Genomic DNA, 21461 nt, shown 5'->3' with positions numbered 1-21461 from the left:
CGAATTTTTTCCTCCCTGCCGTATATTTTCCAGCATGAATGCTGTTCTCATTGCTGTGCTGGTCATGTTGGTGCTCGCCGCTGTGCGCGTGCACGTGGTCCTGGCCCTATTTATCGGCGCCCTCGTGGGTGGGTTGCTCAGTGGAATTGGTCTCGACGCCACCATGGTCGCCTTCCAAGATGGCCTCTCCGGCGGTGCGCAGATTGCGCTGAGCTACGCGCTGTTGGGTGCCTTCGCCATGGCTGTGGCCAGCTCCGGGCTGCCCACGGTGCTGGCACGCTCGGTGATGAACAAGCTGGGTAAGGACGATTCCGCAACTGTGGGCCGCGCCGTTGCCGTGACGAAGTGGCTGATGCTCGCGGGCATTTTGGCGATGTCCATCATGAGTCAGAACCTCATCCCCGTGCACATTGCCTTTATTCCACTGATCGTTCCGCCGCTGCTGGGCGTGATGAACCGCCTGCGCTTGGACCGCCGTGCGGTGGCGTCCGTCATCACGTTTGGCCTGGTCACCACCTACATGTGGATCCCCGTGGGCTTTGGCAATATCTTCCTCAACGAGATCCTGCTGGGCAACATTGAAACCGCCGGACTGGACACCTCCGGCGTGGATATCGTGCACGTCATGACCATCCCTGCCTTGGGCATGGTCGCCGGCATGCTGGTCGCAGTCTTCGTGACCTACCGCAAGCCACGCGACTACGAGAACCTGCCCATCGCGGATGCCAAGGAGCCCGAGGAGATCTCCCGCTACAAAATCATCGTGGCACTCGTTGCCGTGGTGGCTACCTTCGCGGTGCAGGTGATCATGCAGTCCATGGAGACTGAGGCGGACTCGCTGCTCATTGGTGCTCTGACCGGCCTGGCTATCTTCATGCTCACCGGTGCCGTGAACTGGCGCGAAGCTGATGATGTGTTCACCTCCGGCATGAAGATGATGGCCCTGATCGGCTTCATCATGATCACCGCCCAGGGCTTCGCCGCCGTGATGAGCGCGACCGGCGAGGTGGAAACCCTCGTAGACGCCACTTCGGAGATCTTCGGCGAGAACCGTCCCGCTGCAGGCATCGCCATGCTGATCGTGGGACTCGTGGTGACCATGGGCATCGGCTCTTCATTCTCCACGCTGCCGATCATCGCTACGATCTATGTCCCACTCTGTACCGCCATGGGCTTCAGCCCAGCGGCAACAATCGCGATCATCGGCGCTGCTGGCGCGCTGGGCGATGCCGGCTCCCCGGCGTCGGACTCCACACTGGGCCCAACCTCCGGCCTGAACGCGGACGGCCAGCACGACCACATCCGGGACTCCGTCATCCCGACCTTCCTGCACTACAACATCCCGCTGCTGGCTTCCGGCTGGATTGCGGCGATGGTGCTTTAAGATCAGGCACAGACAACTGTTCGGCTGCCGGGGATAAACAGAAAGAGGGCGCACAATGAAGCGATCACGGATTGTGGCGACTGCTCTTATTCTGCCGATGGTGCTGGGCCTGAGCGCCTGCGGCAAGGAAATCTCCCGCAACCTTGACGACGGCCGGGAACAGTACGCGGAGTCCAACTTCGCAGTGATCTACGGGCCGGACTACCAGGAGTTTTATGTCCAGTGCCCCGGCGTGACGGCCGATAAGGCCAAGGAGCTGATGGACTCAGAGTCGGACAAGATCGAGGACAACTCGGATCCGGGATCCGACCACCAGAACGTGTACCTGCGCGGCGAGGGCGTGGAGATGGACATCAAGCCCGTCAAGCTCGATGACACCAACCTCTGCGGCACCTTCGAGACCTCGAACCCGGAGGCCTTTGCGCGCCAGCCCCCCACCGAATCCGCAACTCCCTCAGAATCAGCTCAACCACCTGCAGATATGCCGGATCCGGAATACCGCGGATGGTTGAAAGTAGAAACGCCCATGGCCTTCCATAAGCCGGAGCGCCATGAGCCGTGGCAGCTGGATACTGCCGAGTTCAACGAAACGGTAGAAGCGGAAACTACCGAAACTAATTAGTGCTGGCCTTCAGCGAATTCCTCGACGAGCTTGGCGTTGAACGCATCCAAGTCCTTCGGGGTGCGGGAGGAAACGAGTCCGTTGTCCACGTGCACCTCTTCGTCCACCCACGTGGCACCAGCGTTGGTGAGGTCCGTCTTCAGGGATGGGTAGGAGGTCAGGGTGCGTCCTCGCAGCACGTCTGCGTCCGTGAGGATCCACGCGCCGTGGCAGATGACGGCCAGTGGCTTGCCGGCCTCGACGTGCTTCTTCACGATCTCCACCGCGGCCTCGTCCGTCCGCAGCTGATCGGCATTGCCGGTGCCACCGGGAAGGATGATGGCGTCGAAGTCCGTGCCGCGGGCTTCCTCGGTGGTGGTGTCCACGGAGACCTTGGAGCCGTTCTTGCCCTCGATGTCCTCAGTGGATGGGGCCACGAGGGTGATCTGCGCGCCCTCGCTCTTTGCCGCCTCAATTGGGGAACTGAGCTCGCTGTCTTCGAAGCCGTTGGTGGCCAAGACTGCAATGTTCTTGTTTTCTAGTTGAGCCATGATTATGCCTCCTGCGTTGAGGTTGTGTGTCCATTGCCGAGGGTAGACGCGATCGTTCAATCGTGCACAAATGTGCAGCGGGGGTTCTTATCTTTAGTTTTTGTAAGGCCCGTCGCCGGAAGCGTCGTGCATGTCGTCACTCCAGTCCGGCAAGCCGTCGTACTCGCCGGCCTCGGTGATTTCGGACCCATTGCGGAAAACCAGCTGCAGACCTTGTTTTTCTTCCCAATCGCATTCGCATTCGAGGACCACGTACCAGGGTGAATCGTCTTCGTACCCTGGCTGTGCCACGGCATAGTCTGGGAAGTTGACGTGTTCCCATACCTTCGCTGGCTCCTCGATCTGAGGGAGCCATTCTTGGACGTCTTCGTCATCTGCGAATTCGTTGGCGAAGTCTTTGTAGTAGTCGAAGGTTGCGTTTGTGGCTGCTTCGAGGGCGTTTGCGGGCAGCGCCCTGAAATTGCGGATGGCTTCTGTGGCTTTGGCTTCGTTGTCCTCTTCGAGGTCGGAGATTTCGACGTGAATTTCTAGGTCTAACGGTGCCAGCGTGAATTGCGGGGTGTGCAGGTCACCGTTGTCGTCTACGGTGAGTGTGCCGATTCCAGGGAGTTTCTTACTCTTGGTAAGTAGTCTACATGAAGCCCTTGGTGTTTTGTGGGCCTTTTGTTCGCCTTATTCGACGCCATGCTTGCCCGCTTTTTAGACTGCCCCATATTTTCCTACTATTCCTTCCGTCGCGTAGTCACATGCGCCACATTTACTTGGGGAAACGCAGACTTGCTATCGAGAATTGGTACGAAAGTGTGGCGGGGCGCGGCCCGGACGGTGATTGCGCAACGAAAAACCCCTTGAACCTGAAGGTCCAAGGGGGGTGTGGCGGAGGATAGGGGATTTGAACCCCTGAGGGATGTGACTCCCGCACGCGTTCCAGGCGTGTGACATAGGCCGCTAGTCGAATCCTCCATGCCGAACACTCGAGCCGTGGCTCTCATGTACTCCGGAAAGGTTACACAATCGGCAACCTTGGAGCAAAATCCCTGTGTGCGCGGGCTTTGTGTGGGAGCCTTTGTATCCGTTGGGGCAAGTGGGTTAGCATGATGACAGGATTCCGTGCGGCGGTTATCTCATGAACTCCCCCAGGGCAGGAATGCAGCAAGGGTCAGTGAGCTCTACCGGGTGCGCGGGGTCCCCTTTTTATGTCTGGGGTGGGCTAGGAAAATACGGCTGACCAGTAATTTGTCACAATGCGGCGCGGTGATTCGTCATCACTGTATGGAATCAATTTCATTGAAACAGCGTTTCAACGCAGCCATGATCGCGCTCGAGGCAGCAAGTCGTGGGCTGAGCACCAGGGAACGGCTCATGGTGCAGCTCCATGCTTCACAACTAAACGGCTGCGAGTTCTGCATCAACCTTCACTCGCAAGAGGCGTCGAAAAAGAAAATCGACGTCACGCCACAAAACCAGCGTGAGGAATTAATTCTCCGTGTCACCACGATGGGGACAAAGCTCGAGCAATTTGAGGATGGAGTGCTCGACGAAGCTCTCGAAGCCCTTGGAAAATCAACGACGGCCGACCTCGTAGCGGCCATTGCTACCATCAACGCATGGAACCGCGTCGGACGCCTGAGCAGGAAGTAGAGCGCCTATATCGCACCCACTTCCGAAGGTTGACGGCTCTTGCGTACAACATCATTGGGCAATGGCAGAGTGCCGAAGACGTCACTGAAGAAGCCTTGTCGAGGTTGCTCGTTCAGGCACCGGAAAAGCCTGCCGCATGGCTGACCACGGTGACTACACGCCTCGCATTGGACGTCGCTCGAAGTGCCGCGCATCAACGCACTGAGTACGTGGGCCAATGGCTGCCAGAAATTGCGGCTGGGGAGCTGCAGCACCCAGATATCGATCTGGCAGTAACCCGGTTGTTGCAACTGCTTCCGCCGCTCGACCGGGCAGCGTTGGTGTTGGTGGATGTCGCTGGTTACTCCGCGGCTGAGTCGGCTCCCGTGTTGCGCAGCACACCTGCTGCCGTGAGGAAGAGACTGTCCAGAGCACGCGAGTTGCTCCGTTCCCATCAAGGCAACCATGGAGATCCGGAAAACAGCGGAACTGCCTCCATATCCGAGCTAGACCCCAAACACGTGGAAGAGCTCAGCCACCTCTTGGCTACAGGCGAATTGAAGCAATTCGTGTACGCGATTTCGGAAGGTGCCGTGTTGTGGGTGGACTCGGGCGGAACAGCCAGCGCTGCTCGTAATCCAATCGTTGGACGGGACAAGATTTACAGATTCCTCGCGGGATTGTTCTCCAAATATGGCTACCCACAGTTTCGAATCGCAACGCACACCGCTGGTGTGATGCTTGTGGCGGAATCTGCAGACATGGAGCGGTGGGTGATTTTCGAGGGTACTGCTGGTTCCGCTGTGACAGGGATCCAAGTTCAGCAGAACGCGGCGAAGAGGATAGAGCACCTAACTGCGCCTTGTCTCGCCGGTCACTATGCTTGGGACTTGACCAAAAACCCTAGGGAGGCTGACGCACCCATGCAGCGTGAAAACATCAACACCGAGCAGCTCCTTGCTGATAAAGCAGAGATCACTGCAGCCTATGAAGAGCTCCAAGGCGCAGGCCTGAATCTGGATCTCACCCGCGGTAAGCCCAGCTCCGAGCAGCTGGACTTCTCCACGGAACTGCTCAGCCTCCCCGGCGATAACTTCATTTCGCCCAGCGGCCTGGATGTCCGCAACTACGGCGTACTGAACGGCCTCTCCGAGCTTCGCTCCCTGTGGGGCAATTTGCTGAGTATCCCTGCTGATCAGGTGATCGCGGGAGATGCGTCCTCGCTGAACATCATGTTTGACCTGATCAGCTGGTCCTACACGTTCGGCAACAATGACTCCCCAATGCCGTGGTCCGTCGAGGAAGAAGTGAAGTGGATCTGCCCCGTTCCGGGCTACGATCGCCATCACTCCATCACGGAGCTCTTCGGCTGTGAGATGCTCACCGTGCCCATGACCTCCACCGGCCCGGACTTGGATGCCGTCCGCGAGCTGGCCAAGGATCCCGCCGTCAAGGGCATGTGGACCGTGCCGATATTCGCCAACCCAACGGGCGTCACCATCACCCGCGAGGTGGCGCAGCAGCTGGCGGAGATGGAGACCGGCGCGCCTGACTTCCGCATCGTCTGGGATAACGCCTACGCCGTCCACACCCTGACGGATGAATTCCCCGAGGTCATCAACGTCCTCGAACTCGCGGAGCAGGCGGGTAACCCGAACCGCTTCTGGTTCATGTCGTCGACCTCCAAGATCACCCTGGCCGGGGCGGGCGTGGCTTTCTTTGCCTCCTCCAAGGCCAACTTGGATTGGTACGGCAAGATCGCCAACATCCGCGGCATTGGCCCGAACAAGGTCAATCAGCTCGCTCACCTGCAGTTCTTCGGTGACGACGAAGGCGTGCGCGCAATCATGCGCAAGCACGCCGGGTCGTTGGCTCCGAAGTTCACGCGCGTCATTGAGATCCTGCGGCGCCGTCTGAGCCAGTACAACGTCGCCGAGTGGACTGAGCCCGAGGGCGGCTACTTCATCAGCGTCGATCTGCTGGCGGGCACTGCCTCCCGCGTGGTGGAGCTGGCCAAGGAAGCGGGTGTTTCCCTCACCGCCGCGGGCGCCACGTTCCCCCTGAAGCAGGATCCGCAGGACAGCAACCTCCGCCTCGCCCCGTCGATGCCCACCATCGATCAGTTAGAGGTCGCGATGAATGGGTTCGCCACCTGCGTTCTGCTGGCCGCCATCGAGAAGCTGGAATCCGACGCTTCATGAATGAACAGGAAACCCTCGTCTGGGTAAAGGACCTTCTGCCCGGCGAACCTCAGGTCTCATCGCGCCAGGTGGGGGAGTCTTTTCCCTCATTTGAGGTGGCTGAGGTTTTTCTTGTCGACGACGCCACCCCCGACCGCCCAGAAACCGTCGCCATGACGCTGAACGCCTCCCAGATTGAGCCGGCGCTGGAGACCGAAGACGGTTCTGACCTGCGCGTCGAGCTTCTGACGATCACCACGGGCCATTCGTCCACCGCCGCGGAGCTGGTCACCGCAGCAGCCACGATGATCGCGGAGAACCCAGGCGCTCGCTCGCCGCAGCCGGGCACGTTCCTCCCACAGCTGGGCCCTTCCGTGGATAGCTCCATCACGGCGAAGCACGGCCTTCTGGTGGTGCCATTTGTCTGGGAAGAGGGAGTCCCGCATGCGCACGAGGTGACGTCGGGCGGAAAGAGAAGTGCCCAAACGGCCACGTCAGACATCGAATTCACGCACCCAGGGCGGCTCACTGTGCCGGCGCAGCTGATCATGCTCACGGATGCTGAATACGATCTCGCGCTGCGCGAAGGTCTGGGCGCCGTGCAGACAGCGATGGCGGAACAAGCGGTGAACCTGAACGATCTATGGCGTGTCCCGGCGGAACTGTAAGGTCTAGATCGTGGCTTTATACCGGAAGTATCGTCCTGCCAGTTTCGCTGAAGTGGTGGGCCAGGAGCATGTGACGGAGCCGCTGTCGACGGCGTTGGATAGCGGCCAGATCAATCACGCGTACCTGTTTTCCGGCCCGCGCGGCTGTGGCAAGACGTCCTCCGCGCGCATCCTCGCCCGCTCCCTGAACTGTGTGGAAGGTCCCACATCCACGCCGTGTGGGAAGTGCGATTCGTGCATTGCCCTGGCGCCCGGCGGCTCCGGCACGCTGGACGTCACGGAGCTGGACGCTGCCACGCATAACGGCGTGGATGACATGCGTGAGCTGCGCGATCGCGCTTTCTACGCCCCGGCGGATTCCCGCTACCGCGTCTTCATCATCGATGAGGCGCACATGATCTCCAAGGAGGGCTTCAATGCTCTGCTGAAGATCGTGGAGGAGCCGCCGGAGCACCTGATCTTCATCTTCGCGACCACCGAGCCGGAAAAGATGCTGGCCACCATCCGCTCGCGTACGCACAATTATCCGTTCCGCCTGCTCACCCCACCGGCGATGCGCGGCCTGTTGGAGCGCGTTGTTGCTGGTGAGGGTAAGAATATCGAGGATGCTGTCTATCCTCTCGTGGTGCGCGCGGGCGGTGGTTCGCCGCGTGATTCGTTGTCCCTGATGGATCAGCTGCTGGCCGGTTCCGGACCCGAGGGCGTGACCTATCAGCGCGCGTTGGCGCTGCTGGGTGTGACGGACTCTGCCTTGATCGACAAGGCGGTGGATGCGCTGGCGAATCAGGATCAGGCGTCCTTGTTCGGTGTGGTTGATGATGTTGTCGACGCAGGCTACGAGCCGCGCCGCTTCGCCACCGATCTGTTGGATAGGTTCCGTGACCTGCTCATTCTCAAGGCTGTCCCCGATGCTTTCGAGCGCGGTCTGGTGGATGCTCCCGCGGGGGCGCAGGAGGTGTTGATCGAAGAGGCACAGGCTCTCGGCCAGGCCACCATCACCCGCTGTGCAGCACTAGTCAATGAGGGGCTGTCCCAAATGCGTGGCGCGACTGCCCCACGCCTGCTTCTGGAGATCCTGTGTGCGCGCATGGCGCTGCCAGCCGCGGGCATGACGGTGGAGGCTTTGGCGCAGCGCGTGGAGGCCCTGGAGAAGGGCCGCGGCAATGCGCCTGCAGTGACGAACTCCGCGGAAGAGACGGCTCCGGTTCTTTCCTCTGGCCGCCGCTACGAGCGTCCTTCCAAGGCCAAGCGCGAAGAGCCTGCCCAGCCAGCTGTCGAGGAGGATCCGGTTATCGCCGAGGCCCGCCGCGCTCGCGAGATCATGGACCGCAATCGAGCGCAGACTGAACCAGAGTCAGAACCAGTGCCAGTCGCAGTGCCCGAGCCCGAGCCGCAGCCCAACTCGCCGCGCAACGCGGCCGAGGAGTGGACGCAGATCCTGGCGCTGGTCAAGGAATCTAACCTCAGCGCTTGGATCGCCGCCCGTGATGCAGTGGCCGCCGACGAGCAGACTGAAGCCGACGAGCTCCTGGTTCGTCACCACACCGGAGCGCTCGCGAAATTCGTGAACTCCGAGGCCAACCGCAAGATCTACGCCGAAGCTGCAGAAAAAGCGCTCGGCTCACCTCTGACCGTCATCGCGGTGGTGGGAGATAGGCAGAAGGAGCCGTCGCAGCCGGGAAAAGCAGAGGCCGCTCCGAGCGGCATCATCCCGCAGGAAACTGGCCTTGACCCAGCTGAGCTGAAGAGCAACTCCAACAGCGCTCTCGAGCGCGCCCGAGCCATGGCGGAGGCCTATCAAAAGCCCGCGTCAACCCAGCCGCAGCCCTCCGCGAACACCTCCACCCCTGCCAGCACGGACAAGCCCGAGCCGCGCTGGAAAGCCCGCGCTCAGAAGTATCGCTCCGAGCACCAGCACAACGTGGACAACGGATTCAACGGAGTGCCTCTGCCTCCGGAACCCCCGGAAGAGGAATGGGACTCCGTTCCACCGGAGCCCGCCGACCCGTCCCCGCGGGCGCCGGTACCGGAAAAGCCAGAGTTGGCGTCGAAAAAAGAACAAGACGATGAGTTCCTCGACCAGATCGCCGAAGGACCTGGCGAGGCTGACCATCGGAAACCGCTGGATATTGCCGGTGAACTTGTGGAGAAACACCTAGGTGGGCAGCGATTACGCTAGTCGGACGGGTAGAGTGGCTCGCGTACCCAACGAAAGGAACCGCGTCATGACCCAGCCAGATATGAACCAGCTCATGCAGCAGGCCCAGCAGATGCAGGCGCAGTTGCAGGAAGCCCAGAAGGAAATCGTCGCTTCTGTGGTCACCGGTGAAGCAGGCAACGGCCTGGTCACCATGGAAATGGCTGGTTCCGGCGAGGTTAAGTCCCTCAGCATCGATCCAAAGATCGTGGATCCTGAGGACATCGAAACCCTGCAGGACCTGGTTCTCGGTGCGTTTACCGATGCGAACAACAAGCTGCAGAACCTGGCCCAGGAGAAGATGGGTCCACTGTCTCAGGGCATGAACGGAATGGGTTTCTAGAACTTGTTCGAAGGTCCATTACAGGACGTCATCGACGAGTTCTCCCGGCTCCCCGGCATTGGGCCGAAGAGCGCTCAGCGGATTGCGCTGCATCTCCTCGACGAAGATCCAGAGGATGTGCAGCGCTTTCAAACTGCTCTGGGAAGACTGCAGGATGGCGTGACGTTCTGCCGCATTTGTCACAACATCTCCCAAGAGGAGGTGTGCCGCGTGTGTGCTGATTCCTCGCGCGATAAGTCCTTGGTGTGCGTGGTCGAGGAGACCAAGGACATCCAGGTCATCGAGCGCACGGGTGAGTATCGCGGCCGCTACCACGTGCTTGGTGGTGCGCTGGATCCCCTCGGCGGGATCGGTCCCAAGGAGCTCAATATCACGGCGTTGGTGCAGCGTGTCGGTGGTGCGCTGCCGGATGTTCCGACCAATGAAGTCGACGCAAACAACGAGCCGATTCTGGAACCTGGCCCCGAGGTCAACGAGGTAATCATCGCCACGGATCCGAACACGGAAGGCGAGGCCACCGCGGCGTATCTGGCGCGTCTGCTGCGAGATTTTCCAGGTTTGTCCGTGAGCCGATTGGCCTCTGGAATTCCGATGGGTGGGGACTTGGAGTTCGTGGATGAGCTGACTTTGTCTCGCGCTTTTGCTGGGCGCACTAGGCTGTAGGCATGAAGAAGCAGAATGGTGACGCTATCCGACGGGCGATTTGGGCAGGAGTGTTCGGTTTTGCTGGGGTGATGCACTTTGCTCAGCCGAAGCCTTTCGACACCTTGGTTCCGCCTGAGTTGCCTGGTGGCAGGCGCGTGTGGACGTATGGTTCCGGCGCTGTGGAGTTGGCCTTGGGGGCTGCGATCGCTGGGTCTTTGACGGGCCGGATGTCGCGTTCCTATGAGGCCGCCGTGTCCACCACCGCGACCGCGTTCCTGGCGGGCGTGTGGCCGGGCAACATCAAGATGGCATGGGATTGGCGGAACAAGGGCTTGACCGAGCGTTCCATTGCTTTTGTGCGCGTGCCTTTGCAGCTGCCGATGATGTACTCCACGTGGAAGTTGGGGCACTAGGTTCTGGGTTTTTTTGGGGGGCTGGCTGCTTGTGGGATTGACTGCGGGGCGAGTTAACCGGAACAAAAATATTTCGAGAAAGTGTTCGATAAGTGTGGACGGGTGTCCCGTAGGCGTGTATTATTAGGGTATAACTTCAAACGTTTGTTCTACTACTTAAGGTGTTAGCGCTGGTGGGGATTGCCGGTGGACCTTGAGTTGATGGGGCAGGGGGAACCATGAACGTCACCGAACCACTCTTCGAATCGGACACAGATACACCTACGGATAGCGAGCCGCACCTACACGCGCCAGAGCCGTCGTGGCGCATTCTGGACGATGCGGATCCGTTGAGCCGAGCTGCAGTCCTAACTAACCAGCACCACCTCGCGATCGCCCGCATGTGTGTGCCTGACGTGCAGGAATGCGTTGCCGATGTCTCTTCGCGTCTGGGCGTGCGCCTCGGTGTGGCCGAGCACCGCGCTTTGAGTTACGTCTGCATCGGCTTCATGCTGCTCAACTTCCCGCGCCTGGCAGCCAACTTGGGCCAGGGGCATCTTTCCTTCGATCATGTTCGACGCCTAGCTGATTCCCTAGAGTGCCTCCCTCCAGAGTTTCACGAGGTGGTCGAATCAGATCTCCTACAGGCTTTGTCTCCGCGCAGGCCATTGCAGGCCACGCCGTCTGTGAAGCGAGTGGGCAAGCTGATTCGGGACATTATCTACCAGCATCATCCGCCCGCCCGGCCGAAAGATCCAGATGAGAAAGTACGCCAGGAGGACAAGGGAAAGCCGCACCAGCCGGAGCTGGGTTGGGATGAGCGGGGCGCCGAAGTCACTGATTTCTTCCTCACCATGAACAAGGGTGATTCGGAGGAGTTCATCCAGATGATCAAGAGTGTATGTCGGCAGGAAAAGTGCTCCCGAGGAGCTGCATTGATGCTTCTCCTGCGCGGGCAGTGCACCACCGAGGTCACATTGAACATCTACCGGCCTGCGACAGTCTCTGAATCCGAGGCCGAGCCTGGTCGCGTATGGATCGCAGGAGACTGGCTGGAACAGGAAGCGAGCGCGGAGTGGATGCAGCGGGTCACGCACGTCGCATCCCCTGGGTGGGCACGATGCGCGGGGTACCAGCCCACGCCGACAATTCGCGCCAGCGTGATCGGCAGAGACGGACACTGCCGCTTCCCGGGCTGCGATGTCATCGCCGAGCGCTGCGACCTAGACCACGTCAACCGTTGGGACCATAGCCAACCATTGGGCGGAAGCGCTGAAACTTCAACGTCGAATCTTCACTGCCTGTGCCGCAAGCACCACAAGCTGAAGACCGCAGGGCAGTGGGACGTATCCCTATTCCCCGATGGCACCGAGGTGTGGACCTCCCACGGGGACGGGCACACGGTAGTCACCGAGCCAGGTGGAGTACTGGGGCGGGAAACCTTTGAGCGACGAGCCAGCAGGCGCGCCCGAGTTCTCGCCGAGCACAACCGCATCCGCACCGAAGCAGATGATGACGAAGCAGCCGAGAACATCCCGTTCTAGCGGATCCCTAGCGCAGACGTTCCTTACGCAATTGCTGCACTTCCCCATTCAGCTGATCAGCGAACTGGCCCGTGACCTCGGGAAGCTCGCTCATGTCTACGCCCATCGCGCGGGCCAGGATCAGATCTGCCAATTGCGGATTACGGGCCAAGGCTGGGCCATGCATGTACGTGGCGATGACAGACCCCTGAACCGCGCCCTCGTAGGACACCTGCTCACCCTCATCAGTGTTGCCGGTGCCCTTCGTCAGCGTGCCCAGAGGAGAGGCATCGGAACCCAGAACGGTGGAACCCATGTGGTTGGCAAAACCCGTCAAGGTCTCGGTGAGCCCTTCCAGCTGAGGGGTCGAAGTGATCTCACCGATCATGCGCTTAGACAAGACATCCGTGGTGGCGTCGATAAGACCCAGCCCCTCAACCACAGAATCAGAAGCCGTGAAGGTGCGGCCGAGGACCTGCAACCCGGCACAGATCGACAGAATCGGGCGTCCAGCATTCGCCGCGCGGGTCAGACCACCATCGGCGAGGAGGTGCTCGGTGGCCAAGCGCTGCGCCACGTCCTCGCCGCCGCCGAGGGTGTACATGTCCAGCGTCTCGGGAATTGCGGCGCCCAGCGTGATGCGGTGAATCTCCGCGTCCAAGCCACGCATGCGGGCGCGCTGGCGCAGGACCAGAGCGTTTCCGTCATCGCCGTAGGTGCCCAGAACGTCGGGAAGGACCAGGCCAATAGTCAGTGTGCTCATCGCTGCTCCTCATTGTTGCGGTCCAAAACGCGCCTCAAATCACGGAACGCCGTGTAGTTCGCCAACACCTCAACGCGCCCCGGAGGGCACGAACGAATGGCCTCCACTGTGTCCTTGACCAGCGTGTGCTCCACGCCCGCGTAGCCCAAGCGCACGGCAAGATCCGTGCCGCGTTCGCCTGCGGAGACCACCTTGAGATCCTCGAAGTTCTCAAAGCGCACATCCCATAGCCAAGACAGATCCTGCCCGTCGGCAACCTGGCCGTTGACGGAGATGACCAGGGAATCGGCGTCGCGATCCACCATGGACAGCGCCTCTTGCCAACCGGCGGGATTCTTCGCCAGCATCAGCCGCACGTCGCGCCCCTCGAAAGGCACCACGGAGTAGCGGCCGGCCACGTTGTCCACCTGCTCGGCGGCGGAGATCGCGGCGCTGATGTCCACGCCCAGAGTCTTAGCTGCGGCCACGGCCTGGGTAGCGTTGCCGCGGTTCGCGTTGCCGGGAAGGCGCAGGTTGAGAGGGTGCAGAGAACCGGAGGCATCCACGATTCCCTCGTCCGTGATGCGCCACTGCGGCTCCGGCCGACGGAACTCGGAACCGTCGGGAAGCTTCTTCACCGCGAACCAGTCCATGATCCCGTCCGCGCGCTCCTGATGCACGATCGCGCCACCGGTGCGCGGGCAGCTGGTGGAATCGCCCGCCCAGCCAAAGCCAGCAGACACCCACACCACGTTCGGGGAATCCCACGCCACGGAGGTCACGCCCACGTCATCGCAGTTCGCGATCACCGTCATGTCCGGCCGCGCATCCACACAAGCGCGCAAGGTGCGCTCGATCTTGTTGATCTCACCCACGCGGTCCAGCTGGTCACGGCTCAGGTTGAGCAGCACCAACACGGAGGCATCCAGTTTCTCGGCGATGTTGGGCACGTACAGCTCGTCGACTTCCAGCACCACGATCTCCGCATCGCGCCCCGCCAGCAGGGCGGAGATCACGCCGGCGTCCATGTTGTCGCCGCCCTCGTTGGTGGCCACGGTTCCCGCGGACTGAAGGGCGCCCGCCAACATGCGCGTGGTGGTGGACTTGCCGTTGGTGCCCGTCACCAGCGCAACCGGCCGGCCCTTAGCCAGCGAGTTCATCAGGTGCGGATCGATGGCACCCGCGATGAGGCCGCCGATCATGCCGCCGGAGCCACGGCCCGTCTTGCGGCTGGCCCACGTGGCGAGATCCGCCGCGCTGACGGCGGCAGCACTCCGGGCGCGTTGCAGGATGTTGCTTCTGCTGTCCTTAGAGTTCACTCGCCCCAGACTAGTCGAGTCCGCTTCCAGCTCCAGCTACCGACGCTTGCGGGAGCGCCGATTTCCGCCGCGCGTAGGAGGAATGCCCTGCGTAGCGGGTCGCACGCCCGCTTGCGGACTGGTGGGCGACGGCGCGCGCTTGCCCTTGTCCACATCGTCCAGCAGCTCAAGGAACGTCTGATCGCTGACGAGCGGAATGTTCTTCCGATCCGCGTGCATCGCCTTGCCGCGCAGCTCGTGGTTCGTGTTGCACACCACCAGTGAGCTGCGGCGATTCAGCTTCTCCGAGTACACCAGGCCCGCGGCAACACCCTTGCCGATGATCTCATCCGGATCGCTCATCACATCCGGGCTGACCACAAACTCCATGCCCTCGACCAGCTTCATACCCGGTGCCCACTTTCCGGGATTCTCGTGCGGACGGGGTGCATTGGCCGCATCGACGCGAATCTTCGAACGCTGAATTCCAAACTGATCTGCCACCAGGTCCGCTGGCTGCAGCTTCTCGATCAGCCCCGCGCCGGCACCAGCCGCGCGCCGCTGGGCGAGGTGGAGATGCATGGTCAGGTGGGCGTCCGCCTCCAGGAGGGCATCTGGGTCGATGTTTCCCCTTTCGGTCGACGCCACCGCCCCCACCTCAGGGATAGCTTCCTCTGGGGCATCCACGCCGTACGGGCCCTGGTTATAACACTCCACGATGGCCCGCAGACGGAAGTCATAACACTCGGTGGACTGTCGCCGTGCGGTGCCGAGCGTGTCGATGATCTCCACGGGAGTAGGAACCGGAACCTTCCGCGCACCGCGCCCGCGGCCCCGGCCGCGACGACCGCGGTTCGCGGAACGCTTGGTGCGGCGGAACTCGTTGGCCAGGAAACCCCAGGTGTAGCCCACCTGATGCATGACCAGGGTGCGGCCATCAAGGGCTTCGTGCATGAGCTCGGCGGAGCTGGCAAAACCAAGAGCCTGCGCCAGATCCCCAGGCTGGTACCCGTGCAAATGCCATGGCCCTGCATCCTCACCAGGGTTCAAGTGCCGGGTCCACGCCTCGACTGGCTCCAAAGCTGGGGAATAAAAAGCCACGGACAGTGCCACCAGACGGGACGTCGTGGGGTGAATTCCCGAAGTGACGATGCTGACGGCCGCGTACGGCGCCTGCTCAGGGGAGGGGAACGTGGCAGGACGTGGGGTGCGCTGGGTGGACTCGGGGTTGGCGTCGGAAATAGGAGAAGGCGGGGCCGCACGGCGATGAACGGTGCGACGGGGGCGCCTTCTGCTATCAGTCATGAAAGGAGATGTTACTAGAGAGGTCCACGAGCTAAGCGCCCTGTGGCACTCCCGCATCCTGAACGCGGTTGACGGCCGAGGTGATGGCCTTCAAGGAAGCGTAAGTGATGGAGGAAGCGATGCCCACGCCCCACACCTTCGTTCCATTGACGGAGACCAAGGCGTACGCGGCGGCTTCGGCGTCGTCACCAGAGGTGCGCGCATGCTGAGAGTACTCCTGAACCTCCACGTCCATGCCCAAGGACTCCAGGGCGTTGCAATAGGCGGCGATCGGACCGTTGCCATGACCCTTAATGGTCTGCGGCTCGCCGCGGTACTCGATCTGCGCGGTGACCTTGGCTTCTTCGCCCTCAGCCTGGCCGCCGTCGACAGTCACGGAGATGGCTTCGATGGGAGCCACGCGATCCAAGTACTCGCCCGCGAAGATATCCCACATGGCCTTCGGATTGACCTCGCCACCCTCGGCATCCGTGACCGCCTGCACCACGGAGGAGAACTCCACCTGCATGGGGCGCGGCAGATCCAGGTTGTGATCCGTCTTCATGATGTAGGCCACGCCGCCCTTGCCGGACTGCGAATTCACGCGGATCACGGCCTCGTAGGTACGGCCGATGTCCTTCGGATCGATGGGCAGGTACGGAACTTCCCACGTGGCCTCGCGGATATCGCCGGTGCGGTCCTGCATGGCGTTCAGGCCCTTGTTGATGGCGTCCTGGTGAGAACCGGAGAACGCGGTGAAGACCAAGTCGCCGCCATAAGGGTGACGCTCCGGCACGCGCAGCTGGTTGCAGTACTCCACCGTGCGGCGGATCTGATCGATGTCGGAAAAATCAATCTGCGGATCCACGCCCTGGGTCAGCAAGTTCAGACCCAAGGTGACCAGGCAGACGTTGCCGGTGCGCTCGCCGTTGCCGAACAGGCAGCCCTCGATGCGGTCTGCGCCGGCCATGTAACCCAGCTCAGCTGCGGCAACGCCCTCGCCGCGGTCGTTGTGGGGGTGCAGGGACAAGATGATGGAATCGCGGTTGTTCAGGTTGCGGTGCATCCACTCGATGGAATCCGCGTAGACGTTCGGGGTGATCATCTCCACCGTCGACGGCAGGTTCAAAATCATCGGGTTTTCTGGAGTTGGTTCCATGATGGAAACCACTGCGTCGCAGACTTCCTTGGCGTAGTCCACCTCGGTGCCCGTGAAGGACTCGGGGGAGTACTCCCAGCGCCAGTTGGTGTCTGGGTAATCCACGGCGATGGTCTTGATCAGCTCAGCTGCATCCGTTGCCAGCTTCTTGATGGCCTCGCGATCCTTGCGGAACACCACGCGGCGCTGCAGCTCAGAGGTGGAATTGTAGAAGTGCACGATGACGTTCTTCGCGCCTTCACACGCCTCGAATGTGCGGCGGATGAGGTGCTCGCGCGCCTGAACCAGAACCTGGATGGTCACGTCCTCGGGGATGCGGCCACCCTCGATGATCTCGCGGACGAAATCGAAATCCGTCTGGGACGCGGAGGGGAAGCCCACCTCGATTTCCTTGTAGCCCATCTGCACCAGCAGATCGAACATCCGGCGCTTGCGCTCGGGGCTCATGGGATCAATCAAGGCCTGGTTGCCATCGCGCAGATCCACCGCACACCACTGGGGAGCGCGGTCGATGACCTTATCTGGCCAGGTGCGATCAGGCAGGGTGATGTGATCGACTTCTTCGAAGAATGGCAGGTAGCGGGCATCGCGCATCTGCGAATTGCGCTGCTTGTTCCATGCGGGCTGGCCATCGGGGATGTTGCCGTCTGGAGTGTTGATGGCAGCGGGGGCGGAGATGAATGTGTCGTTCATGAGAAAAGAGGCTCCTGGAAAGTCTGTGGTGTTTCAAGATTTCCGACCGGCAGCACTTACTCCGCGACGGGGTGCCGGTCGGAAAGAAAATTTAGACCTGAGCCCCGCCGCGGCGCAGAAGGAGAGCGCAGACGCGGAATGAGAACATGCAGATCACTATAGCGCGCATCACAATGACTGTGGCGAAAAGGGGGTATTTCCATGGGAGAGCTTGTCTCACTGCGTGAGATGGGGGAGTTGCTGATGATTGTCTCCGCGGTGGTTACACTGGGCAAGACAACTTCATAACTCGCACATCTCCGCGGGAGCGTACACCTCAAGGCACTTAGCCGTGAACCAGTGCGCTGAGAGGGTCCTAGGACATAAGGGCCGACCGCTTGAACCTGACCGGGTAATGCCGGCGAAGGAAGGAAAACCCATCATGGGCACACGTCTAACTGAGAAATCTGCACCTCCGGAAGAGGGCCAGGTCACCACCGGTCCTATCTACCGCAGCCGCAAGGTCTACAACACCGTCACTCACACCAACACGGACGGCTCCACCACGGATCTGCGCATCCCCGCCCGAGCCATCGAGCTCACCACCGGTGAGGACTTCGAGGTCTACGACACCTCCGGCATCTACACCGAAGAAAACCCACAGCTGGACCTCAAGACCGGCCTGGCCAAGACCCGCGACGAGTGGGAGAAGCCAGAAGCCGCACCCGCCAGCGACGAGCACCCAGAGCTCAAGGTCAAGACCCAGCTGGCCTGGGCACGCGCCGGAATAATCACCCCGGAAATGACCTTCATCGCCCACCGCGAGGGCTTTGAGCCGGAGTTCGTCCGGCGGGAAGTCGCCTCCGGCCGCGCGGTGATCACCGCCAACCACAAGCACCCAGAGATCGAGCCGATGATCATCGGTCGCAACTTCGCGGTGAAGATCAACGCCAACATGGGTAACTCTGCCGTGACCAGCTCCATCGCGGAAGAGGTGGAAAAGATGGTGTGGGCCGCGCGCTGGGGTGCGGACACGATCATGGACTTGTCCACCGGCAATGACATCCACGAGACCCGTGAGTGGATCCTGCGTAACTCCCCTGTTCCCGTGGGCACCGTGCCCATCTACCAGGCACTGGAGAAGGTCAACGGCGACCCAACGAAGCTGACGTGGGAGATCTACCGCGACACCGTCATCGAACAGTGCGAGCAGGGCGTGGACTACATGACCATCCACGCTGGCGTGCTGCTGCGCTACGTCCCGCTAACTACCGAGCGCGTCACCGGCATCGTTTCTCGTGGCGGTTCCATCATGGCGGCGTGGTGCTTGGATGGTCACCGCGAGTCCTTCCTGTACACGCACTTCGAGGAACTGTGCGACATCTTGGCGAGCTATGACGTCACCTTCTCCCTCGGCGATGGTCTGCGTCCTGGTTCTATTGCCGACGCCAACGATGAGGCTCAATTGTCAGAGCTCAAGACCTTGGGTGAGCTGACCCGCATTGCGAAGTCGCGCGGCGCCCAGGTGATGATCGAAGGCCCCGGACACATTCCGATGCACAAGATCCCCATCAACGTGGAGTGGGAAGAAAACTGGTGTGACGGTGCGCCGTTCTACACGCTGGGCCCACTGGCCACGGACATCGCGCCGGGCTATGACCACATCACTTCCGCCATCGGTGCGGCGATCATCGGCCAGGCCGGCACGGCAATGCTCTGCTATGTCACGCCGAAGGAGCACCTGGGACTGCCGAACCGCGATGACGTGAAGGTGGGCGTGATCACCTACAAGATCGCTGCTCACGCCGCTGACCTGGGCAAGAGCCACCCACGCGCGCAGGAGCGGGACGATGCGCTGTCCAAGGCTCGTTTCGAGTTCCGCTGGCATGACCAGTTCGCGCTGGCGCTGGATCCAGATACCGCGCTGGAGTACCACGATGAAACCCTGCCCGCGGAGCCAGCCAAGACCGCGCACTTCTGCTCGATGTGTGGCCCTAAGTTCTGCTCCATGCGCATCTCCCAGGACATCCGCGATACCTATCCTGCACAGCTGGGCATGCCCGGCGGCCCGAACCGCGTGGTGGATGCGGATGTTCAGGCTGCGGTGGAAGAAGGTATGAAGGAGATGTCAGAGAAGTTCCGCGAGCACGGCGGACAGCTCTACCTCGACGAAGCCGAGGTGGAAGAAGAAATTCAGCAGGCAGAAGGAGAAAATGCCTCGATCAACTGAGCTTGACCTCCGCTGCTACTTCGTGACCGGCAGCGGAGAGCCACAGCAGATTGTGGACACCGCTCGCGCTGCTGCGATGGGCGGAGCGGGGATGATCCAGGTCCGCTCCAAGCCGATCTCCGCGCGCGGACTCTATGAGCTCACCGCTCGCGTGACCGCGGAGGTGCACGCTGTGGCGCCGGAGGCGAAGGTGCTGGTAGACGACCGTGTTGATGTGGCGGCTGCCTTAATCAACGAGGGTCACCACGTCCACGGCGTGCACATTGGTCAGGACGACCTGCCCGTTCCCTCCGCCCGAGCGCTGCTGGGACCGGATGCGGTGATCGGCCTGACCACCGGCACCTTGGAGTTGATCGAGGCGGCCAACCAGCACGCCGAGGTTCTGGACTACGTGGGGTGCGGCCCGTTCCGCGCCACGCCGACCAAGGATTCCGGGCGCACGCCGTTGGGTCTGCAGGGTTTCGCGCCGATCGTTGCGGAATGCGCGGTTCCCGTGGTGGCAATTGGCGACGTCACCAAAGACGATGCCGCTGATCTCGCAGCCGTGGGAGTGGATGGGCTGGCGATTGTGCGAGGTATTATGCACGCCCAAGATCCCGAGGAATACGTGCGCAGTGTGATTGCGGGCTTCGAGGCGGGGCGAGTCCGGTGAAGGTGACTGTTATTGGAGCGGGGACCATCGGCCTGTCCACGGCGGTGACGTTGGCGGCTGGCGGTCATGAGGTGACCGTGATTGACCCCGCTCCGGCTTCTGGCTCCACGTATCACGCCGGCGGCATGCTCGCGCCTGCCGCAGAGGTGGTCTACCAGCAGGATCCGCTGTTTCCGCTGATGCAGGCGGCGGGGCAGTGGTACCCAGAGCTGGTGGAACTGGTGGCGCAGCACACGGACGTCCCCACGGGGCATCAGGCTCACGGCACGCTCGTGGTGGCCGCTGATAGGGCCGATGCCCAGCACTTGGGCGAGCTGATGGACTATCAAGTGGCCCACGGGATGACCGTGGAGCAGATCACCACTCGGCAGGCGCGTACACAAGAGCCCGCACTGAGCCCACGTCTGGCCGGAGCAGTGAGCATTCCGGGGGATCACCAGGTGTTTCCGCGTCAGTTTGCTGCGGCGATGCAGGATGCGGCGGGGAACCTGGGAGTGCGTTTCATCACGGAGACAGCCGAAGAGATTGCGGGAGCCTCGGTGGTTCTGGGCTCCGGGGAGACCGTAGATGCCGAGCAGATCGTGCTGGCTAATGGGCTGGGCGCAGCGTCCGTGCGTGGCTGGTACGAAGATCGCATGCCGCTGCAGCTACGCCCGGTGTACGGCGATATCTTGCGGCTGAGCGTGCCGAAGCCACTGCAGCCGCTGGTGACCAAGGTCATCCGCGGGTTCGTGGAAGACCGGCCCATCTACGTGATCCCGCGCGAGGACGGGACCGTGGCCATCGGCGCAACCTCCCGTGAGGACGGGCGCGCCGAGCCCCGAGTAAGCGGAGTGCACGAATTGCTGCGGGATGCCATTCGCGTGGTGCCCGGAGTGGAAGAGTGCGACCTTGTGGAAGCCAGCGCCGGAGCCCGCCCGGGCACCCCAGATGACCTGCCCTACCTGGGAAGAGTCAACGAACACGTGGTGGTATCCACCGGTTACTTCCGCCACGGAATCCTGCTGACAGCGCTGGCTGCGAAGGTCACGCGGGAGATCATCGAAGGCGTTCAGCCTAGTGTGGATATTGTCGCGTGCTCGCCAGAACGCCACACGAGAGAAGGAATAAACCATGAACGTGATCGTTAACGAGGAAAAGACCGAACTTGCCGACGGAGCAACCGTCGCGGACCTCGTGGAGCACCTCACCGGCGAAGTAGCAGAAGCCGGAGTGGCCGTGGCCGTGGAAGGTCGCGTAGTTTTCCGTTCCGCATGGCAAGAAACCACCCTCGAGGACGGTGCCCGCGTGGACGTCCTCACCGCAGTCCAAGGGGGCTAA

General features: G+C 61.6%; 20 protein-coding genes, 1 tRNA gene, 1 other RNA gene, 1 pseudogene and 1 riboswitch. Of the genes and pseudogenes, 16 read left to right on the top strand and 7 right to left on the bottom strand.

All coding sequences use genetic code 11. From position 1 onward, the window contains the following. The first annotated feature begins 34 nt into the window (after nucleotides 1-34). On the top strand, nucleotides 35-1384 hold the full coding sequence (locus CS919_RS05345; RefSeq protein ID WP_099298464.1) for a Na+/H+ antiporter family protein: 1350 nt from the start codon (nucleotides 35-37) through the stop codon (nucleotides 1382-1384). A gap of 55 nt (nucleotides 1385-1439) precedes the next feature. Then, on the top strand, nucleotides 1440-2006 hold the full coding sequence (locus CS919_RS05340; protein WP_099298463.1) for a peptidylprolyl isomerase PrsA family protein: 567 nt from the start codon (nucleotides 1440-1442) through the stop codon (nucleotides 2004-2006). On the opposite strand, the gene CS919_RS05335 is transcribed toward CS919_RS05340, so the two are convergent. The 3 genes from CS919_RS05335 to CS919_RS05320 all read right to left on the bottom strand — a co-directional run bounded on the left by CS919_RS05335 (nucleotide 2003) and on the right by CS919_RS05320 (nucleotide 3499). Beyond that, a complete protein-coding gene (locus tag CS919_RS05335) occupies nucleotides 2003-2536 on the bottom strand; it encodes a type 1 glutamine amidotransferase domain-containing protein (protein ID WP_099298462.1) in 534 nt (177 codons plus the stop codon). The genes CS919_RS05340 and CS919_RS05335 overlap by 4 nt on opposite strands. A 93-nt stretch (nucleotides 2537-2629) precedes the next feature. Next, the gene (locus CS919_RS11025; protein WP_370737752.1) at nucleotides 2630-3082 is read right to left on the bottom strand and encodes a DUF6985 domain-containing protein; all 453 of its coding nucleotides are present in this window, start codon (nucleotides 3080-3082) and stop codon (nucleotides 2630-2632) included. A 328-nt stretch (nucleotides 3083-3410) separates the two neighbouring features. Beyond that, nucleotides 3411-3499: transfer RNA gene (locus CS919_RS05320), tRNA-Ser, on the bottom strand. Between the two features lie 136 nt (nucleotides 3500-3635). Between CS919_RS05320 and ffs the strand changes: the two genes are divergently transcribed. From ffs to CS919_RS05275, 10 genes and pseudogenes are all read left to right on the top strand, one after another. Continuing rightward, an RNA gene (gene ffs, locus CS919_RS05315) (signal recognition particle sRNA small type) lies at nucleotides 3636-3734 on the top strand. Nucleotides 3735-3790: 56 nt separating this feature from the next. Beyond that, nucleotides 3791-4177, top strand: a complete 387-nt coding sequence (locus CS919_RS05310; RefSeq protein WP_234990831.1) for a carboxymuconolactone decarboxylase family protein — start codon at nucleotides 3791-3793, stop codon at nucleotides 4175-4177. Further along, nucleotides 4144-4590: pseudogene (locus CS919_RS10840) on the top strand (sigma factor); the annotation flags it as partial. The gene CS919_RS05310 and the pseudogene CS919_RS10840, both read left to right, overlap by 34 nt. Before the next feature lie 489 nt (nucleotides 4591-5079). After that, nucleotides 5080-6357 (top strand): aspartate aminotransferase type Ic, encoded by a 1278-nt coding sequence (locus tag CS919_RS10835; protein WP_234990845.1) that lies wholly within the window; start codon nucleotides 5080-5082, stop codon nucleotides 6355-6357. Then, a complete protein-coding gene (locus CS919_RS05300) occupies nucleotides 6354-7004 on the top strand; it encodes a hypothetical protein (protein ID WP_099298457.1) in 651 nt (216 codons plus the stop codon). Before CS919_RS10835 ends, CS919_RS05300 begins: the two co-directional genes overlap by 4 nt. A gap of 10 nt (nucleotides 7005-7014) precedes the next feature. Further along, complete coding sequence (locus CS919_RS05295) at nucleotides 7015-9183, top strand: DNA polymerase III subunit gamma and tau (protein ID WP_099298456.1); 2169 nt, start codon at nucleotides 7015-7017, stop codon at nucleotides 9181-9183. Between the two features lie 46 nt (nucleotides 9184-9229). Next, nucleotides 9230-9544, top strand: coding sequence for a YbaB/EbfC family nucleoid-associated protein (locus CS919_RS05290; protein WP_099298455.1), 315 nt, complete (start codon nucleotides 9230-9232; stop codon nucleotides 9542-9544). A gap of 3 nt (nucleotides 9545-9547) precedes the next feature. Beyond that, complete coding sequence (gene recR, locus CS919_RS05285) at nucleotides 9548-10207, top strand: recombination mediator RecR (protein ID WP_099298454.1); 660 nt, start codon at nucleotides 9548-9550, stop codon at nucleotides 10205-10207. Between the two features lie 2 nt (nucleotides 10208-10209). Then, nucleotides 10210-10602: a DoxX family protein gene (locus CS919_RS05280; RefSeq protein WP_099298453.1), complete on the top strand. Its 393-nt coding sequence runs from the start codon at nucleotides 10210-10212 to the stop codon at nucleotides 10600-10602. 218 nt (nucleotides 10603-10820) lie between these two features. Next, complete coding sequence (locus CS919_RS05275) at nucleotides 10821-12125, top strand: HNH endonuclease signature motif containing protein (RefSeq protein ID WP_099298452.1); 1305 nt, start codon at nucleotides 10821-10823, stop codon at nucleotides 12123-12125. A 7-nt stretch (nucleotides 12126-12132) separates the two neighbouring features. On the opposite strand, the gene CS919_RS05270 is transcribed toward CS919_RS05275, so the two are convergent. From CS919_RS05270 to leuA, 4 genes are read right to left on the bottom strand one after another with little or no spacing between them, the layout of a single operon-like run. Next, on the bottom strand, nucleotides 12133-12867 hold the full coding sequence (locus tag CS919_RS05270) for a type 1 glutamine amidotransferase (RefSeq protein ID WP_099298451.1): 735 nt from the start codon (nucleotides 12865-12867) through the stop codon (nucleotides 12133-12135). Continuing rightward, entirely contained in the window at nucleotides 12864-14165 is a 1302-nt protein-coding gene (locus tag CS919_RS05265) for a Mur ligase family protein (protein WP_234990830.1), read from the bottom strand. Before CS919_RS05265 ends, CS919_RS05270 begins: the two co-directional genes overlap by 4 nt. 36 nt (nucleotides 14166-14201) lie before the next feature. Beyond that, nucleotides 14202-15449 carry a BRCT domain-containing protein gene (locus tag CS919_RS05260; protein WP_099298449.1) on the bottom strand — a complete coding sequence of 416 codons (1248 nt, stop codon included), beginning with the start codon at nucleotides 15447-15449 and terminating at the stop codon, nucleotides 14202-14204. 31 nt (nucleotides 15450-15480) lie between these two features. Beyond that, nucleotides 15481-17280, bottom strand: a complete 1800-nt coding sequence (leuA, locus tag CS919_RS05255) for a 2-isopropylmalate synthase (RefSeq protein WP_099298448.1) — start codon at nucleotides 17278-17280, stop codon at nucleotides 15481-15483. Nucleotides 17281-17571: 291 nt separating this feature from the next. Continuing rightward, a riboswitch (TPP riboswitch) is annotated at nucleotides 17572-17706 on the top strand. Here leuA and thiC point away from each other — a divergent pair. From thiC to thiS, 4 genes are all read left to right on the top strand, one after another. Next, on the top strand, nucleotides 17702-19489 hold the full coding sequence (thiC, locus tag CS919_RS05250) for a phosphomethylpyrimidine synthase ThiC (protein ID WP_099298447.1): 1788 nt from the start codon (nucleotides 17702-17704) through the stop codon (nucleotides 19487-19489). It overlaps the preceding riboswitch by 5 nt. Further along, nucleotides 19473-20141, top strand: coding sequence for a thiamine phosphate synthase (locus CS919_RS05245; protein ID WP_099298446.1), 669 nt, complete (start codon nucleotides 19473-19475; stop codon nucleotides 20139-20141). The genes thiC and CS919_RS05245 overlap by 17 nt, the downstream gene beginning before the upstream one ends. Nucleotides 20142-20143: 2 nt before the next feature. Next, entirely contained in the window at nucleotides 20144-21271 is a 1128-nt protein-coding gene (thiO, locus tag CS919_RS05240; protein WP_370737750.1) for a glycine oxidase ThiO, read from the top strand. After that, entirely contained in the window at nucleotides 21255-21461 is a 207-nt protein-coding gene (gene thiS, locus CS919_RS05235) for a sulfur carrier protein ThiS (protein ID WP_099298444.1), read from the top strand. The genes thiO and thiS overlap by 17 nt, the downstream gene beginning before the upstream one ends.

The organism is Corynebacterium dentalis (assembly GCF_900232865.1).
Taxonomy (GTDB): domain Bacteria; phylum Actinomycetota; class Actinomycetes; order Mycobacteriales; family Mycobacteriaceae; genus Corynebacterium; species Corynebacterium dentalis.
Note: the sequence above shows the minus strand (reverse complement) of the source record. Positions and strands in the feature narration are given on the sequence as shown.